We start from the raw sequence: 15978 nt of genomic DNA, 5'->3' as shown, positions 1-15978 counted from the left end.
ATAGGTGTTGACGGAGGTGATCGCGCTCGCGGATGGCTCGGCCGGGGAGCCCGGGGTCGCGCCCCCGCCGCTGGACGAGAGATCCAGGGTGCTGGCGGCTGGCTCCTCCGAGAGCGTCGCCCCGCAGCGGGCGCAGTGCGGGTTGAACGGGATGCTGTCCGCTCTGCAGCGCCGGCAGGCAAACGACGGCGCTCTCCCCCGAGATCACGGGGCGCTCATACCACGCCCTGGCGCCGGCCATCTTCGGCGCGGCGGCCTGAGGTCCCGATCCGAACCCCGCCTCCGCGGGGGCGCGTTCGTGCTGGAAGAGCAGGGATCCGTCGCGCTGGAGCTCCGGACCCTGGCGTGATGCCTCACTCGCCCTGTCTCTGTGGAGGAGACACCTGGTCCTCCCGGGGCGACAGTTCGCTCGAGACGACGGGCTCGCGAGGGAGCCGGAAGAAGCGTCCCTCCCCGCTCCTGTGCATCGACGATCCGCGGAAGCGAGCGCCGCCCCGGCCCGGCACGTGCGTTGCTGAAGGCTGAAGAGCGACGCGTTGCTGAAGAGGCCCGCTGAACGCCCTCTAACGACGGAGGGCGCGAGCGCGCGCCAGAGCAACCGATGCGTGTCCCCTTCGCGCGTCACCACGGCGGGCGAAGCGAAAAGGAGGGTAGCGATATGACGATTGAACCGATGACTCAAATTCATGTTCGTCGACGGCGCTGGCTGTGTCCCTTGCTGGCGGCGCCGCTCGTCGCCTGCGCGGCCGACCCCGGTGGGGCGGGTGACCTCGAGGAGACGGCCCAGGTCGCATCGCCGATCGTCGACCCGACGCCGGCGGGGCCCGGCGATCTGCTCGCGATGGTGAAGGTGTCGAGCTCGCAGGGGAGCTGCTCGGGCATGGTCATCGCCGCGGACACGGTCCTCACCGCCGCGCATTGCTTCTGCGAGGACGGCTACGTCGGCGGCAACGGCTGCTCCACGGACGCGACGGTGACCTTTCGCCCCGACCCGGCGACCCCGGGCGCGCGCCCGCGCGTGCTGAGCGGCGTGGCCAAGATCCAGCCGGACTACAACCCGTCATGGACCGAGAGGCAGATCGAGCATGACGTCGCGGTCATCAAGCTGAACGGCGTCGCGCCGGCGCACGTGAAGCCCTTCGTCGTGGCCAGCGATTACCCCGCAGAGGGATCGCGGGTCACTATCGCCGGCTTCGGGCGCACGGGCGCCGACTGCAGCACCCCCTTCGGCACCCTGAACTTCGACGCCGCCAAGGTCGGCGGGTACGAGGACGGCCACGACATCCTGCGCTTCAACGACCAGGTCTTCTGCGGCGGCGACTCGGGCGGGGCCGTCTTGAACGTCGAGGCGAGCCGGCTCTACGCCGTCCACTCGATGCATACGTGGACGGCGACCCACGGCTGGGTCAGCAAGGGAGTCACGACGGGCTCCGAGTTCGACTGGATCAAGTCGCACATGTGCCCGTCGTCACCCTCGAACCAGTGCAGAGGCGACGGCGACACGTGCTCCTGCTCGGCCAGCACCAGCTTGCTGTGGCGGCACACCAATGGCCAGGTCGCGATCTGGTTCATGGACGGCGGCGACATCGTCGGCGAGGCCTACCCCGGCGGCCAGGACCCGAGCCTCTCCTGGAAGATCCAGGGCTCCGGAGACTTCGACGGCGACGGCCAGAGCGACCTGCTCTGGCGACACACCCATGGTCAGGTCGCCATCTGGTTCATGAATGACGGAGCCGTCGTCGGTCAGGCCTACCCCGGCGGCCAGGACCCGAGCCTCTTCTGGAAGGTGGCTGGCGTCGGCGATTTCGACGGCGACGGGCGCTCGGACGTCCTGTGGCGCGACGCCAACGGCCAGCTCGCCATCTGGTTCAAGGGCGACGCCGCCCAGGCCGCCTATCCCGGCTACAACAACCAGCCCGCGCCGGTCGACAACGCGTGGAAGGTGCAGGGCGTCGGCGACTTCGACGGCGATGCGCGCTCGGACATCCTGTGGCGAAACACGAACGGCCAGGTCGCCATCTGGTTCATGTCGGGCGGGACGCGGGTGGGCGAGGCCAACCCCGGCGGCCAGGACCCGAGCCTCTTCTGGAAGGTGCAGGCCATCGGCGACTTCGACGGCAACCTGCGCTCGGACATCCTGTGGCGGGACGCCACTGGCCAGCTCGCCATCTGGTTCGGCGGCGAGCAGGGCTTCGACTCCCCCTCGTACAACAACGCGCACGGGCCCGGCGACCTCGCATGGCAGGTGCAAGGCGTCGGCGACTTCGATCACGATCGCCGCGACGACATCGTCTGGCGGCACACGAACGGCCAGGTCGGCATCTGGCTGATGCACGGCGCGCACTTCGTCGGCGACCTGTACCCGCGCCAGGTCGACAGCGGCTGGGCGATCAAGGGCATGCTCCACGACGCCGGGCGGTGAGCTGTCGAGGAGGGGTCCTCGGTCGCCCGGGGGCCCCTCTTACAGGTGGGCGCCGCCGACGAGATCGTCGATCTCGCCGGGCGCAAACCCCACCAGATCGGGCTCGGCCGAGAGCGCCACGCCGAAGCGATCGAGCACGCCGCGCCGCACGCGCCGCGCGAGGCCGAGCAGCTCCTCCGCCGTGGCGCCGCCGCGGTTCACCAGCGCGAGCGTGTGGCGCGTCGAGATGCCCGCTGCGCCGTGGCGCGTCCCCTTCGCGAAGCCGGCGCGCTCGATCAGCCAGGCCGCGGACAGCTTCACCCGGCCGCCGTCCGCCGGATACCGCGGGATCGCCTCGCCGGGCGCGAGCACGCCCGCCGCCTCGATGCGCGCGATGACGCCCGCGGCGGCGCCGGGCGCGAGCGTCGGGTTCATGAAGAACGACCCCGCGCTCCGGCCGTTCTCGTCCGCCGGATCGAGCACCATCGACTTGCCACGGCGGAGCGCGATCACCGCGCTGCGCACCTCGCCGAGCGGCGGCGCGGCGCCCCCCGCAGGCGCGGCGAGCGCCCGCTGGAGCTCGGGGTAGCGCACCGTCGCGGCGCCCCCCGGGCGCAGCGCGAACGTGACGGCCGTGATGACGTACCGCCCGCGCCACGCGCGCTTGAACCGGCTGTCGCGGTAGCCGAAGCCGCAGTCCGCACCGGAAAGGACCACGGCCGCCCCCGTCGCGCGATCGATCGCCCGGACCTCGACGATCGTCTCCGCGACCTCCTGGCCGTACGCGCCCACGTTCTGGATAGGCGTCGCGCCGACGTCGCCCGGGATGCCCGACAGGCACTCGACGCCCGCCCAGCCCTCGGCGACCGAGCGCGCCACGAGGTCGTCCCACGCCTCGCCCGCCCCCGCGCGCACGAGGGCGCGCCCGGCTTCTCCGCCGCCACCGTCCACCCCGCCGCCGCGAGTCTCTCCGCCGCCGTCCTCGCCGCGCCCGCGCAGCAGCTCGATCCCGCGGACGCGCACGCGCAGCGCCAGCGCGTCGACGCCCCGGTCCGCGACCAGCAGGTTCGAGCCGCCGCCCAGCACGAAGAGCGGCACGCCGCGGGCCTCGGCGAAGCGGAACGCCTCGACCACCGCGGCCTCATCGGCGGCCTCGGCGAAGTAGCGCGCCGGCCCGCCCACGCCGAGCGTCGTGAGCGGGGCCAGCGGGACCGACTCGCGGACGTCGAGGCTCACGGCTTCTTCTCCGGCGCCTGCGGCCGCGCCCCGCCGCGGACAGCGCCCGGCCCCTGCGCGCCGCCAGCGGGCCTCGCCGGCGCCGCCGGCCGCGCCACCCGGATGCCCGCCATGAAGCCGCTGTCGACCGCCTGCACCCGCTCGACGAACGCCTTGTACTCGTCGATCGACACCGTCCCCGTCGGCAAGCTCAGCGCGAAGTCCTCCTCGATCGCCGCGCCGTAGCTGCCCTTGCGCGACGCCGCGAGGCCCGCGTGCTCGACGCGCACGCCCTCGGGCGCGCGCGCGACCGTGTAGCCCTCGGGCAGCTCGATCCTGCGGCGCACGTGGTACTGGAGCGCGGTCTCGATCGCGAGCGCGCTCTTGCGCGCCCCCCGCGAGGCGTACGAGGCGCCGAGCGTGCTCGTGTACGCGCGCGGGAACACGAGGTGCACCGGCTCCAGCCCCGGCAGCGTCCACGCCGCGGCGTCCTTGCCCGCCGGCTGCGCGAAGCCGTGGATCGTCACGGTGGCGCGGAGCGCGACCTCCCACGAGCCCTCCGTCGACGAGACGACGACGTCCTCGACGTCGGCCCACGGGAGCCAGCCGAGCACGACGCCCCGGAGCATCTCGCGCCGCGCCGTGCCCACCACGGTCTCGAACGCCTCCGAGAGCGCCTGCGCCGCCCGCCCGTGCAGCAGAATCGTGAACGTTCCCGAGGCGTTACCTTGCGCGTCGACCGTCAGGCGCAGGTCGACCTCGTCGCCGGTCTCGCCGCTCGTCCCGGCCACGGTGACGAGCTCGCCGTTCGGCAGCATGGCGGCGCGGCCGCGCAGCTCGGGGCTGATGCGGCCGGGGGGCAGCGGCGGGCCCTCGACGTCGGCGTCGATCCACACGTCGCCGCCCGGGAGGCGGGCGATCACGAGCGGGTGGCGGAAGCGCCCCGCGTGCGGCGGGAAGTCCGCCGACGAGCTGAACGGCTCGGTCTCGGCGATCGCGAGATCGGCGCGCACGCCGAGCTCGCGCAGCGCGCGGTAGACGACCCACGATCGGCTGCCCTGGCCGAGCTCGATCATCGCGCGCGCCGTCGTGCGCTGCGGGCCGCCGCCGAGGAGCGCCGCCATGTCCGAGAGCTCGACGCCGCCGGCGACCTTCACCGCCTTGCCCGCGGCCGCGACGACGCGCTCGAGCAGCGCGGGCGACGGCGTCCGGTCGGCGCCCGCGGCCTCCCGCGCCCAGCGGGTCATGGTGGGATCGCGGTCCTCGAGCGCGCGGATGTTCTCGTCGAGCGCCGCGGCCACGTGGCCCCAGGTCTGCGTCCCCAGGCTGACGCCGACGCCCATCTCCACGCGAGGCACGCCGTCCTCCATGCGCCGCGGCGGCTGGTCCTTGATGCGCCAGACGCTGATCGTGGAGGCGCCCTCGGCGCGCTGCTCCGCGGCGCCGAGCAGCGGGTGCGACCAGAGCGCGAGCCGGAGCGACGTCGGGCGGCTGACCTCGATCGTCGCCTCGCGGACGCTCGTGCGCTCGGGGAGCAGGTCCCACGTGTCGATGACGAGCTGGCCGCCGTCGCCCGGCAGCGCGTGGCCCTCGGTGACCTGCTCGACGTAGTCGCCCTGCTCGAGCTGGGAGAGGTCGCTCTGGTCCTGCGCGGCGTTCGACGCCGCGTCGGGCGCGAGGATGCGGCCGTCGCGCTTGTGGATGCGGCGGCGCAGGAGGCGCGGCATGGCGCGGCCCTCGATGAGCGGGCCGTAGGTGGCCGCGCCCTGGGCCACGTCCGTGGTGCCGGAGACGCGGCGGAGGTCGTACGTGACGTAGTGGACGAGCCCGTCGGGCGAGATCGTGAACCGCTCGACGTGGCGGAGCACCGCGGTCGCGGCGCCGGGGAGGAACGCCTTCTGCTGGTCCTCCAGCACGAGCTTGCGGCCCTCGGCCTCGAGCGCCGGCGCCGGGTCCGGCGCGAGGCCGAGGGCGCGGGTGATGGGGCCGATCCCGGCGGGGGTGTCGCGCGCCGTCGTGCGGTCGCGGGCGAGGCGGCCCCGCACGGCGCGGGCGTCGCCGCGGCCGGCGGCGAGGCCGAGCGCCTCGAGCATCACCCGCTGCCCCGGCGGCATGGCGTCGTAGACGGCGAGCGCGCCGCGCAGGTCGCCGCGGGCGACGCGCTCGCGGAGCTCGACCTCGCGCAGGGCGTCCGGCGCGCGGCGGAGCCGGCGCAGCCGCTTGATCTCGGCGAGGACCGCGTCGCGGTCGCTCGCGTCGAGGAGCGCGCCGAGGCACGCGGCGCTCGAGCGATCGAGCCCGCCCTCGCAGGCGGCCTTCACCGCGTCGACGCCGGCGCGGCCGTGGATGCGGTCGTCGACGACGGCGAGCAGCGTCGAGCCGGGCGCCGCCGCGGCGAGCTTCGCGTAGGCGGCCTCGGCGACGTCGGTGACGTTCGCGCGGCGGGCGGCCACCGCGAGCTCCGCGAGGACCATGCGATCGGCGTTGGCGACGGCGGGCGCGCCCAAGCCGGCCGGCCCGGGGGGCGCGACCCGGACGCCGAGCTCGCGGAGGGCGTCCATGGTGCCCTCGCCGCGGCCGCCGCGGCGCTCGGCGAGCTCCGCCTTGTAGAGGCGCGCCTCCCAGGACGCGGGCCACGCGGCGAGCACGCGATCGACGGCGGCGCGGATGCGCTCGACGACCTCGGCCTCGGGAAGGTCGCCCACGCGGCGGATGGCCCTCGCGTAGAGCAGATCGAGGCGCGGCGAGCGCGGCGCGGCGGTGGCCGGGGGCGGCGCGGCGGCCGGCGAGCGCTGCGTGGGGGCGGCCGGGGGCGGCGCGGCGGCCGGCGAGCGCTGCGTGGGGGCGGCCGGGGGCGGCGCGGTGGCCGGCGAGCGCGCGTCGCTCTGGTGGAGGCGGCCGTCGCCGTCGGGGTCGAGGAGGTGCTCGGCCGCGCGCGCGTCGCCGAGCGCGAGCAGGGCCGCGGCCGCGACCTCGACGTTCGCCGCGCCGGGGCGCTGGCCGGCGGCGCCGCGCGACGCCGGGGCCGGCGCCAGGCTGACCGCGGCGGGCCGGGACGCGGACGCGGTCGCGGCGGCGCCGGGGCGCGGCGCGCGGGCGCGGAGCGGGAGGCCGTTCTCGCCCCACGCGGTGAGCTCGATGGCGTCGCCGTCGCCCTTCTGCGCCACGCGCACGACGACGCGCAGCGTCCCCGGCTGGGCCTCGACCGTCGCGAAGCGCGTGACCTGCGCGCCGCCGGCCGCGTAGTCGCGGTGGAGGGCGGGCACGCCGCCCACCTCGAGCACGGCGGCGGACGACGAGGCGAGCGCGAGGCTCACCCGCTGGGCGATCGGGTTGTGGAGGTCGACGACCACGGCGCGCGTCCCCTGGAGGGCGCTCACCGCGTCGATGTCGATGGCGCACGCGTCGGCGCGGACGACGATGGGCGAGGCGCTCTGCGCGAACGGCGCGAGCCCGGGGTAAGCCCTGGCGAGCGGCGCGCCCGGCGCGGAGCTCACGGGGGACGGCCGGGCGAGGCCGTGGAGGGGCGCCGCGTCGAGCGGGCCGACGAGGGCGGCCTCACCAGCGCAGCCGCGGCGCGCGCTCCAGGTCGCCGCCGCGGCCTCGTCGCCGACGAACAGGGCGACGCGGTGGAGGGCGCTCGCGAGCGCGCCGCGCACGAACGGCATCTCCGGCGCGCCGCGGCCGTCGACGTCCGCGAACGCCCAGGCGCGCTGGAGCCGGCGGGCGACCTCGGGGAGCGCCTCGCGCGAGCGGAAGGCGATGGCCGCGGCGTCGGGATCGGGGCCGCCCGCGGTGCCGGCGCCGAAGACGAGCGCGTCGAGCGACGCGATCACGGTGGCGAGGGCGCCGTCGTCGCTCGGCGCCTCGACGGCGCGGTCGAGGGCGTCGAGGTACGGCGCGGCGGCGGCGGAGCTCGTGATCTCGGCCTCCAGCGCGGCCGAGAACGCGGCGGGGAGCGGCGCGTCGGCGGGGAGCGGCGATGCCGCGCCTCGAGGGGCGCACGCGGCGAGCGCGGCGGCGGCGAGCGCGAGGGGGAGCGCCAGGGCGGCGCGGCGAGCGACGTGGAGGGGGCGGCGAGCGACGAGGGGGCGCTCGGCGAGGCGAGGGCTCCCGGGGCGCTCGCCGCCGCTCCTGGGGCTGCGGGGGTGGGTGGTCACGATCGGCGTCTCCACGGCGCCGCGCGCGCGGTGCCTGTCCGCCGTTCCTTACGGGCCTGGGATTGCCGACGCAAAGGTGAACTTCCGCAGGCCGCCGCGATCTGCCCGACCTCCGAGGCCCGCCTCGTGTCCTGGACCTCAGCGCCCGCCGCTCCCCGGGAGCCTCGGCGCTGCGCCCCCGGGGGCGCGCGGCGGCGCGCCGTTCGGCGCCGCGCCGCCCGCGGCCACGCGCTGCATGCAGAGCTTCAGGCCCGCGCGGAGGTTTCCGACGGTCGCGATGCCCGATAGATCGAGCCCGAGGGAGACCATCGTCTGCGCCACGTTGGGCCGGATGCCCGTGATGACCCCCTCGGCGCCCAGGAGCCGGATGGCGCGGATGAGCTCGATGAGATAACTCGCTGTCTGCGTGTCGACGACCTCGACGCCGGTGAGGTCCAGGATCGCGAAGCGGGCCCGCTTGTCCACGATGGCGGCCAGGAGGTCGTCCATCACGTCGGCGGCCCTCCTGCTGTCGACGACGCCCACCATGGGGAGGGTCAGCACGCTGTCCCAGACCTCGATGATGGGCGTCGACAGATCGCGGATCACCTGTTGCTGGCGCTCGATGAGGTCGAGCCGCGCCTTCAGCTCGTCTTCCCGGAGCTTCGCCTCCGTGGCGTCTTGCGTGAAGCTGACCGCGCCGTTGCGCTCCCCGCGCTCGTCGGTCAGCGGGATGATCCACGTCTCCCAGGCCATCCCGTACGCCTCGACGCGGGTGCGGACGAACTCGCCCCGGACCGCCCTTCTCATCGGCTCCATGTCCATCGGCGCGGGAGGTTCGTCGAACACGTTCATTCCGACGAACTGGCCCGGCCTGAGGCCGAGAGACGGGAGCGTCTTGCCCTCGTGGAAGGTGCAGACTCCCTCCCGATCCATCCGGGTCACGGCCGTGTCCACGGTGCCGAGGATGGCCCGGAGGATCATGTCGCTCTCCTTGAATTTCTCGACGGCCTCGACCTGCTCCGTGACATCCTGGCCGAAGCAGAGCAGCCGAATCGGCTCGCCGCCGTCGTCGAGCACGGGCGCAACCCGCCACTCGCACACGACGGCGCGCCCGTCCTTGCGGGTATGGGTGCAGCGGTGCGGGGCGCTCTCCTGCCCGAGCGAACGCCCGAAGGTCCTGGCGTCCGGCTCGCTCACGATCGTGTCCGCGAGGCGGCGGCCCACCGCTTCGTCAGCGGTATATCCAAAGATGCGTTCTGCCCCGGCGTTCCACTCGGCGACCACGAGATCGTCGAGCTCCCCGGCGCACTCGATCACCGCGAAAGGCGCGCTGCGGACAGCCCTCATGTAGCTCGCGGCGAGGCCCGGGGAACCGGGAGCAGTCACTGTGCTCATCATTTTTCGTCCAAGGTAAACGGGGCCGCCGGTCGGTGTCGAGGACGAGCGACGGGAGGCCGGCAGGGAGGACGAGGGGTAAGCCGAGTTTGTGAGATGAACTTCGTCGGGCCGCCCTGCGAGGTCGAGCCATTCGAGGCAAGGCCCCTTTCCATCGGATGAGGTCGGGGACGAGGAGCCGCCCCACGTCCATCCATCCGTCCTCCTCGCGAACCCAGCCTGGCGTGCTCATCCGTGAACGGTTACGTTCAACAGGACGAGGAGGCGCTGCGTCGACGATGAGACCGATCGACTACCGCACGGGGGATGCGACCGATCCCGTCGGAGAGGGGGCGAGGATCATCTGCCACGTCTGCAACGACGTCGGCGGCTGGGGGCGTGGGTTCGTGGTCGCGCTCTCGAAGAAGTGGCCCGAACCCGAGGTGCAGTACCGCGCCTGGCATGCCAGGGGTGAAGCCGCTGGATTCAAGCTTGGCGAAATACAGATTGTGAGCGTGAAAGGCGATCTCTCGGTCGCGAACATGATCGCCCAGCACGGCGTGCGCTCGCAGCATGGCGTTCCCCCGATCCGGTATGATGCGCTTGAGCGATGTCTCGCCACGCTCGCCGAGCACGCGCAGCGCGTCAGCGCATCGATCCATATGCCAAGAATCGGTTGCGGCCTGGCGGGTGGGGAGTGGCCAGAGGTCGAGTCGATTGTCCAGAGAACGCTCTGTGCTGCCGGACTATCCGTGCACGTTTACGACCTCTGATGCGGGGGACGACGCCAGGCAGATGAAGCTCATACGTGCAGAAGATCGTCATGTCATGGCGATCGAGAAATGGTTCCCCGATCGACGAAGCTGCCAGATCTGGGGTGGTCCGCAGTTCAGATTCCCGTTCACGGACAGCACCTTCCTGGAGGACACGCGGAGCGGTGTGCTGCCCTCCTATGTGCTGCTCGGAGCTGATGACCAGCTCCTCGGTTTTGGCCAGTATTACCTGAGGGCCGGTCGCTGTCATCTCGGACGGCTCGTTATATCGCCCGAGCACCGGGGTGCGGGGCTGGGCCGGTGGCTCGTCGGCGGCCTGGTCGAGCTCGGTGTTCAGGAGCTGGGTGTCGGCGAATGCTCCTTGTTCGTCGTTGCGGACAACACGCCTGCAATGCGGCTGTACCGGAGGCTGGGCTTCGTGGAAAGCCAGTACCCGGAAGATGATCCAAGCGTCACCTCCTTGGTGTACATGGTGGTGGTCGCGACCAGACTGGCAGAGCTGCGCCTGTGTGCCCCATAAGGCGCTGCGAGAGATGGCTATTTGTCGAAATCGTCGACTTGTGACGAAGCAAGAGATCCAAGCCTTGTGCGCTGTCGCGCTCGAGTCCTTCAAGGACGTGCTCCCCCCAGAGCGCTTCCGCGATGCGCACGACTGGGTTCACCGGTACGGGGAGTGGGGGCTCGCCATGGAGCACGTCATCGACTGGATCGGCGACCTCGATCTCCCTGTGGACCAAGCGCAATTCGACGCCATCGAGCACGTCATGGCCGCAATGGGATGGGCTGAAAGCTCGAGGATGAAGTGGCTCCGTGGATATTTCGCGTCGCTCAGATCGGGGAATTCTCGTGAGGGTGAGTCCGCATGAAGCTTTACAAGCGCCATGCTCGTGCATGGCGCCGTACAGGAGGAAAGCCAATTGACTGAGCTCCATTTCCGCCGTGCCCATCCCGAGGACGCGGCTCGCCTTCAGGACATCCGGCGCGCGGCCTTCGCGCCCGTGTTCGCGTCGTTCCGCTCGATCCTCGGCGACGAGCTCTACGAGCTGGCGCAGCGGCGAGACGACGAGGCGCAGGAGGGGCTGCTGACGTCGCTCATGGCGGCCGATTCGGGCTGGGAGCTGTACGTCGCGCAATCCGGCGATGAGGTCGTCGGCTTCGTGGCGCTTCGGCTCGCTCCGGAGACGCTCGTCGGCGAGATCGGCCTCAATGCCGTCGACCCCGCGCAGGCCGGGAAGGGGATCGGCACGGCGATGTATGACTTCGCGGCGGCGCGCCTGAAGCAGGCCGGGATGAGGGTCGCCACCGTCGGAACCGGCGGCGATCCGAGCCACGCTCCGGCGCGACGCGCGTACCGGAAGGCGGGGTTCGACATCGAGATCCCCAGCGTGTGGATGTACCGCAAGCTCTGATCTCGCCAGCACGGGTGATCGCATGAAGACCTACAAGAAGGCTGATTTTCCGGTCGCGAACGTCAGGCGCTTCCTGGAGCCGGGTCCTGTGGTGCTTGTGAGCTCTGCGCACAAGGGCCGGCGGAACATCATGACGATGGGCTGGCACATGGTCATGATGCAGGAGCCGTCCCTCGTGGGGTGCTTCCTCTGGGACCAGAACGATAGCCATGAGATGGTGCGGCGCAGCAAGGAGTGCGTGATCAACGTGCCCACGGTCGATCTCGTGCGCGCCGTCATCGGGATAGGGAACAGCCACGGATCCGAGGTCGACAAGTTCGAGCAGTTCGGGCTCACCGCCGTCGAGGCGACGAAGGTCGGCGCGCCCCTCATCGCCGAGTGTTATGCGAGCTTCGAGTGCAAGCTGGTGGACACGAGCGCCGTCAAGCGCCTCAGCCTGTTCGTCTTCGAGGTGGTGAAGGCGCACGTCGCGACGTCGCCGCGCTATCCGACGACCGTCCACTACCGCGGCGACGGCGTGTTCATGGTGTCTGGTCGCAATGTGAGCTATCGGAGGCTCTTCAAACCGGAGAACCTGTAGCGCGCCCGGCGCTGTAGACGAGGACGGCAGGCCGGAGCGTGTCCGTGTCGACCGGGGCGGACTCTCCGCCGAGCGCGCGCGGTGCTGGTTGCGGCGCCGGGACGGTGCCAGGAAGAAGGCACAAGGAGGAAGCTCGGTGCAGGCAATAGCCTGCTCGCGTCGTGCCGGGTCAGACGCATACTTGACGAAGTATATACAAATGTATATACTGTTCATGCCATGAGCGCGAGTAGGGCAAAAATATTCCAGAACGGTGGAAGTCAGGCTGTTAGGCTTCCCAAAGATTGCCGGTTCCCCGATGGCGAGGTGCTCGTACGGCGTGAGGGACGCCGCGTGATCCTGGAGCCGATCGACGAGTGGCCTTCGAGCTTTCGTGCCTGCCTTGGGGCCTGGTCGGATGAGATCGAGCGGCCGGCACAGGAGCCCGTCACGGGGATAGAGGATCCGTTCGAATGACGCTCCTCTACATGCTCGACACGGACATCGTGAGCTTCGCTCTCCGCGGATTCGGTGGCGTTCCCACGCGGTTGCTCGAGCACAAACCGTCGGAGATCTGTATGAGTGCGATCACGCTCGCGGAGCTACGATATGGCGCTGATCATCGTCGCTCCAGGAAGCTGCATGGTCTCATCGACGCCTTTGCGGCTGCCGTGACGGTTGTCCCTGTCGATGAGGGAGTAGCTGCTCGGTTCGGAGCGGTTGCTTCGGCGCTCGTCCGTCAAGGTACGCCGATCGGTAGCTTCGATGCGCTGATAGCGGCGCATGCGCTCGTGCTCGACGTGACCTTGGTGACGAACAACACGAAACATTTCAGCCGCGTGCACGGGCTACGCATGGATAACTGGGTCTGAAATGAAACCTCCGCTCGATCAGCAGCCGTCGTCGTGGACGATCGCCCAGCCGAACTCGGGTGCGAGCGCGCCGGTCGCGGCCTCCTGCGTGACGCCGAAGAGGCCTGCGACGAAGCGCAACGGGTGCTCCGTGCCGTCGCGCACATCGACGAACCTGACGGGGGCGCTGGAGATCGAGCTCGGGATCTGCAGAAGGTCCGGTCCCTCACGCTCGAATTTCCAGTCCGTGCGCTTCTCCGCGGCGCGCAGCGCCTGCTCCCATCGGCCAAGATACGGGTTTGGCTCGAGGCGCTCGCCGTTCCGATCGAACGTCTTGAGGTACGGAAAGAGGACGAGGATCCAGCCGGTCAGCTCGCTCGGCCCGGAGCCGCTCTGGTAGCGGAAGAACGAGCGCCAGAAGCCTGGGGCGACGTGCCCCTCGGCGGCGCGTACGACCTCGTCGAGCACCGGGAGGAGCGCGTCGGTCCAGGCCTCCAGGCCGAATTCGGACAGCATCGCGGCGCGCCGGCGAACGCTCTTCCAGTCGTCGACGCTGCCCAGCAGCGTGACCGAGGGGATGCCGCAACCAGCCATCATCTCGTACTCGAAGTAAGGCTGGAACGCGTCCATGAGGACGACCTCCGAGGCGGCGCGCTCCAGGGCGCCGGTCGTCGAGAAGTCGGCCACGATCAGGTCGCGCAGGCGGCCGATATGCGCGGCGATCTGGTCCGAGAATGCCGTGAACGCCTCGGGCCATGGATTGGGCTGGCCCAGGAAGAAATCGGGCCGGTCGACGACGAGCTTCTTCTTCCCCTGATGACGGACGAACCGCCCGCGCAGCGCTTCGGCGTTCAGCGCGACATGGTGGGCGAACCCCTGCGCAAGGCAGAGCCACACGGCATCCGGCGACAGAACCAGCGGATGGTGAAGGTAAAATGCATCGTGCGCCGCCTGCGCGAGCGCGTTGGCGTCGGTCGCGGAGACCAGCGGCGCGTCGCTCGACGAGAACGCCTCGACGCGCACCACGGGAGGTCGCGGCTTGCCCCAGGGCATTCGCCGCTGCTCCGGTGCGGCGCGCTCACCCCCGCCGAGCAGGCTCGGGATGGCCTTGGCGCGATCGAGCACCTGCATGAGCTGCTGCGGCCGATCGACCTCGGACACGGCGAAGGTGATTGACATCGATGCATCCTACCCTGCCCATCGACGACACCTCCACGTCGAGACGCTCCCGCCGGATAGAGAGCTGAACAACCTCCTGCGATGTGCCGGCCAACCCGTCGACAGCACCGAGAAATCAACGTACCCGTCGGGAATTCCCCTCAGGACGGCTCGGTAGAAGCCCTGTCCGCGCTCGCAAGAAAGTGGACCGCCCGGCGAAGGTTCTGCTAGGGGGGTCTATCATGATCATCGCGCTCACCGGACAGAAAGGTGGGATCGGCAAGAGCACCACGGCGGTGAGCCTCGCCGTGGCCGCGCTGGCGAGCGGCCGGCGTGTGCTGCTCGTCGACGCCGATCCCCAGGGGACCGTCCGCACGTGGGGCGACGTGGCCGCCGAGGCGGGGCACGATACGCCGACCGTCATGGCCATGGGCGCCTCGATGCACAAGCCGGGACAGCTGCCGGAAGTCGCCGCCGCGTACGACCTCACCGTCATCGACTGCCCTCCACGCCACGGCGAGATCGCGCGGTCGGCGCTGATGGTCGCCGACATCGCCGTCTATCCCTGCGGCCCCACGGCCGCGGACGCGTGGGCCCTCACCGCCGCGCTCGAGGTGTTCCGCGAGGCCTCCGCGCTGCGGAGCGCGCTCAAGGGCTGCATCCTCATCACGCGCAAGCAAGGCCGCACGGCGCTCGGCAAATCGGCGCGCGCGGTGCTCGAGACGTCGGGCTTGCCGGTGCTCTCCACGGAGCTCGGCTATCGCATCGCCTACCAGGAGTCCCTCGCCTGCGGGCAAGGGGTGACGGGCTACGCACCGCGGGACGCCGCGGCCAGAGAGATCACCCACCTTCTCGAAGAACTGGAGAAGCTTCACCATGGCCAAAAAGCAAGTCGCGGTCTCGCTACGAAAGCCGCCGTCGCCTGAGAAGGCCGACGCGTTCGTCGCGGGCGGCGAAGGCGGCAAAGCGGCAGACGACGTCGTGAGGTCGAAGCCCGCCGCCCATCAGCGCGCGCACGACGGCGAGAAGCCCGTCGAGGCGCGGCAGGAGCGAGCGCAGGAAGCGCCGCAGGAGCGAGCACCGGAGGCGCGGCCAGGCGCAGAGCCGCTCGCGGCGACGGCGCCGCAGGCAGCCAGCGCTGCCGCCGCGCCCCAGGCCGCCGCCGGGCCCCAGGCGCTCGCCACCACCTCGGAGCCGCACGCCGGCCCGCCGGTGCTCCTCGGGAACGACGGCCGCTCCCGGCGCGCGGTCACCGTCTACCTGCCCGATCCGCTCGCGGATCGGCTGCTGCTCCATTGCATCGAAAACGACCGCGACATGAGCAACCTGGTCGGCGAGGCGGTCGAGGTCCACCTCGACAAGCGCCTCGGGCCGGCGTCCGTCTCCGCGGCCCCGGCTGAGGCCGCCGCCCCGCGCGAGGCGCCGCCCCCGAGCGCGAGCTACCGCACCGAACCGTTCCGTCCTGCGGACACCGGGCCGAAAGGGCGGGTCGGTCGCGTGGTCCAGGTCGGACGGGTGCTGATGACGCTCTGGCGTCAGCGGCCCCGGGCGAGCTGACCGACCAGCGCGCATCGACGCCGCCCCTATCGCACCTGACTGGCGCGGCCGCCTCGCAGGGAGTTGACGTTCACGTCCATCTCGCCAATGAGAACCTAGGAGACAATGGACGTCGAAGAAAAACTCTTGAACATCCTCCTCGTCGAAGACGACGACGTCGACGTGATGAATGTCCGCCGGGCGTTCAAGCGGAACAACATCTCGAATCCCCTCTGGGTCGCCGGGAACGGCGTCGAGGCCCTCGAGATGCTGCGCAGCGGTGTCGTCCCGGTCGAACGACGGCTCATCCTGCTCGACCTGAACATGCCCAAGATGAACGGGATCGAGTTCCTGCGCGAGCTGCGGGCCGATCCAGAGCTCGGGGCCACGTCGGTGGTCGTGTTGACCACATCGAACGACGACCGCGACAAGGTGGGAGCCTACAACCTCAACGTGGCCGGCTATCTCCTCAAGCCGGTCACGTTCCTCAGCTTCGTCGAGCTCATGGCGGCGCTCAACAAGTACTGGAGACTTGTGGAGCTACCGTAGCGAAACACATC

The 15978-nt window shown here is 71.2% G+C and carries 14 protein-coding genes; 10 read left to right on the top strand and 4 right to left on the bottom strand.

Annotated elements, in window-relative coordinates; genetic code table 11:
* The first annotated feature begins 658 nt into the window (after nucleotides 1-658).
* Nucleotides 659-2422, top strand: a complete 1764-nt coding sequence (locus tag WME97_RS42110) for a trypsin-like serine protease (RefSeq protein ID WP_437546309.1) — start codon at nucleotides 659-661, stop codon at nucleotides 2420-2422.
* 39 nt (nucleotides 2423-2461) lie between these two features.
* Here WME97_RS42110 and WME97_RS42105 read toward each other — a convergent pair whose 3' ends face one another.
* The 3 genes from WME97_RS42105 to WME97_RS42095 form a co-directional block, all read right to left on the bottom strand.
* Nucleotides 2462-3637 (bottom strand): UDP-N-acetylmuramate dehydrogenase, encoded by a 1176-nt coding sequence (locus WME97_RS42105; protein WP_437546307.1) that lies wholly within the window; start codon nucleotides 3635-3637, stop codon nucleotides 2462-2464.
* The gene (locus WME97_RS42100) at nucleotides 3634-7776 is read right to left on the bottom strand and encodes a hypothetical protein (protein ID WP_437546305.1); all 4143 of its coding nucleotides are present in this window, start codon (nucleotides 7774-7776) and stop codon (nucleotides 3634-3636) included. The genes WME97_RS42105 and WME97_RS42100 overlap by 4 nt, the downstream gene beginning before the upstream one ends.
* Nucleotides 7777-7914: 138 nt before the next feature.
* A complete protein-coding gene (locus WME97_RS42095; protein ID WP_437555597.1) occupies nucleotides 7915-9153 on the bottom strand; it encodes a PAS domain S-box protein in 1239 nt (412 codons plus the stop codon).
* Nucleotides 9154-9431: 278 nt separating this feature from the next.
* Here WME97_RS42095 and WME97_RS42090 point away from each other — a divergent pair, with 278 nt between their 5' ends.
* From WME97_RS42090 to WME97_RS42065, 6 genes are all read left to right on the top strand, one after another.
* Complete coding sequence (locus WME97_RS42090; protein ID WP_437546303.1) at nucleotides 9432-9905, top strand: macro domain-containing protein; 474 nt, start codon at nucleotides 9432-9434, stop codon at nucleotides 9903-9905.
* Between the two features lie 22 nt (nucleotides 9906-9927).
* Nucleotides 9928-10425, top strand: coding sequence for a GNAT family N-acetyltransferase (locus tag WME97_RS42085; RefSeq protein ID WP_437546301.1), 498 nt, complete (start codon nucleotides 9928-9930; stop codon nucleotides 10423-10425).
* A 40-nt stretch (nucleotides 10426-10465) separates the two neighbouring features.
* Entirely contained in the window at nucleotides 10466-10771 is a 306-nt protein-coding gene (locus WME97_RS42080) for a MafI family immunity protein (RefSeq protein ID WP_437546299.1), read from the top strand.
* 51 nt (nucleotides 10772-10822) lie between these two features.
* Nucleotides 10823-11314 (top strand): N-acetyltransferase family protein, encoded by a 492-nt coding sequence (locus tag WME97_RS42075; protein ID WP_437546297.1) that lies wholly within the window; start codon nucleotides 10823-10825, stop codon nucleotides 11312-11314.
* Nucleotides 11315-11336: 22 nt separating this feature from the next.
* Nucleotides 11337-11894 carry a flavin reductase family protein gene (locus WME97_RS42070; RefSeq protein WP_437546295.1) on the top strand — a complete coding sequence of 186 codons (558 nt, stop codon included), beginning with the start codon at nucleotides 11337-11339 and terminating at the stop codon, nucleotides 11892-11894.
* A 452-nt stretch (nucleotides 11895-12346) separates the two neighbouring features.
* Nucleotides 12347-12745: a type II toxin-antitoxin system VapC family toxin gene (locus WME97_RS42065; protein ID WP_437546293.1), complete on the top strand. Its 399-nt coding sequence runs from the start codon at nucleotides 12347-12349 to the stop codon at nucleotides 12743-12745.
* A gap of 18 nt (nucleotides 12746-12763) precedes the next feature.
* Here WME97_RS42065 and WME97_RS42060 read toward each other — a convergent pair whose 3' ends face one another.
* Nucleotides 12764-13903, bottom strand: a complete 1140-nt coding sequence (locus WME97_RS42060) for a DUF4419 domain-containing protein (protein ID WP_437546291.1) — start codon at nucleotides 13901-13903, stop codon at nucleotides 12764-12766.
* A gap of 221 nt (nucleotides 13904-14124) precedes the next feature.
* Here WME97_RS42060 and parA point away from each other — a divergent pair, with 221 nt between their 5' ends.
* The 3 genes from parA to WME97_RS42045 all read left to right on the top strand — a co-directional run bounded on the left by parA (nucleotide 14125) and on the right by WME97_RS42045 (nucleotide 15967).
* Nucleotides 14125-14808: a ParA family partition ATPase gene (parA, locus tag WME97_RS42055; RefSeq protein WP_437546289.1), complete on the top strand. Its 684-nt coding sequence runs from the start codon at nucleotides 14125-14127 to the stop codon at nucleotides 14806-14808.
* On the top strand, nucleotides 14759-15439 hold the full coding sequence (locus WME97_RS42050) for a hypothetical protein (RefSeq protein ID WP_437546287.1): 681 nt from the start codon (nucleotides 14759-14761) through the stop codon (nucleotides 15437-15439). Before parA ends, WME97_RS42050 begins: the two co-directional genes overlap by 50 nt.
* Nucleotides 15440-15544: 105 nt before the next feature.
* Nucleotides 15545-15967: a response regulator gene (locus WME97_RS42045; RefSeq protein ID WP_272102242.1), complete on the top strand. Its 423-nt coding sequence runs from the start codon at nucleotides 15545-15547 to the stop codon at nucleotides 15965-15967.
* Nucleotides 15968-15978 lie beyond the last annotated feature (11 nt).

Origin of the sequence: Sorangium sp. So ce367 (genome assembly GCF_051520455.1) — a bacterium.
Lineage (GTDB): Bacteria > Myxococcota_A > Polyangia > Polyangiales > Polyangiaceae > Sorangium > Sorangium cellulosum_B.
This window is presented reverse-complemented; position numbering and strand designations above follow the sequence as displayed.

Excerpts from the sequence above, each read along its gene's own strand:
- WME97_RS42110 (WP_437546309.1), top strand. The coding sequence starts at position 659 with ATGACGATTGAACCGATGACTCAAATTCATGTTCGTCGACGGCGCTGG.
- WME97_RS42095 (WP_437555597.1), bottom strand. The coding sequence starts at position 9,153 with ATGAGCACAGTGACTGCTCCCGGTTCCCCGGGCCTCGCCGCGAGCTAC.
- WME97_RS42090 (WP_437546303.1), top strand. The coding sequence starts at position 9,432 with ATGAGACCGATCGACTACCGCACGGGGGATGCGACCGATCCCGTCGGA.
- WME97_RS42085 (WP_437546301.1), top strand. The coding sequence starts at position 9,928 with ATGAAGCTCATACGTGCAGAAGATCGTCATGTCATGGCGATCGAGAAA.
- WME97_RS42070 (WP_437546295.1), top strand. The coding sequence starts at position 11,337 with ATGAAGACCTACAAGAAGGCTGATTTTCCGGTCGCGAACGTCAGGCGC.
- WME97_RS42065 (WP_437546293.1), top strand. The coding sequence starts at position 12,347 with ATGACGCTCCTCTACATGCTCGACACGGACATCGTGAGCTTCGCTCTC.
- WME97_RS42060 (WP_437546291.1), bottom strand. The coding sequence starts at position 13,903 with ATGTCAATCACCTTCGCCGTGTCCGAGGTCGATCGGCCGCAGCAGCTC.
- parA (WP_437546289.1), top strand. The coding sequence starts at position 14,125 with ATGATCATCGCGCTCACCGGACAGAAAGGTGGGATCGGCAAGAGCACC.
- WME97_RS42050 (WP_437546287.1), top strand. The coding sequence starts at position 14,759 with ATGGCCAAAAAGCAAGTCGCGGTCTCGCTACGAAAGCCGCCGTCGCCT.
- WME97_RS42045 (WP_272102242.1), top strand. The coding sequence starts at position 15,545 with ATGGACGTCGAAGAAAAACTCTTGAACATCCTCCTCGTCGAAGACGAC.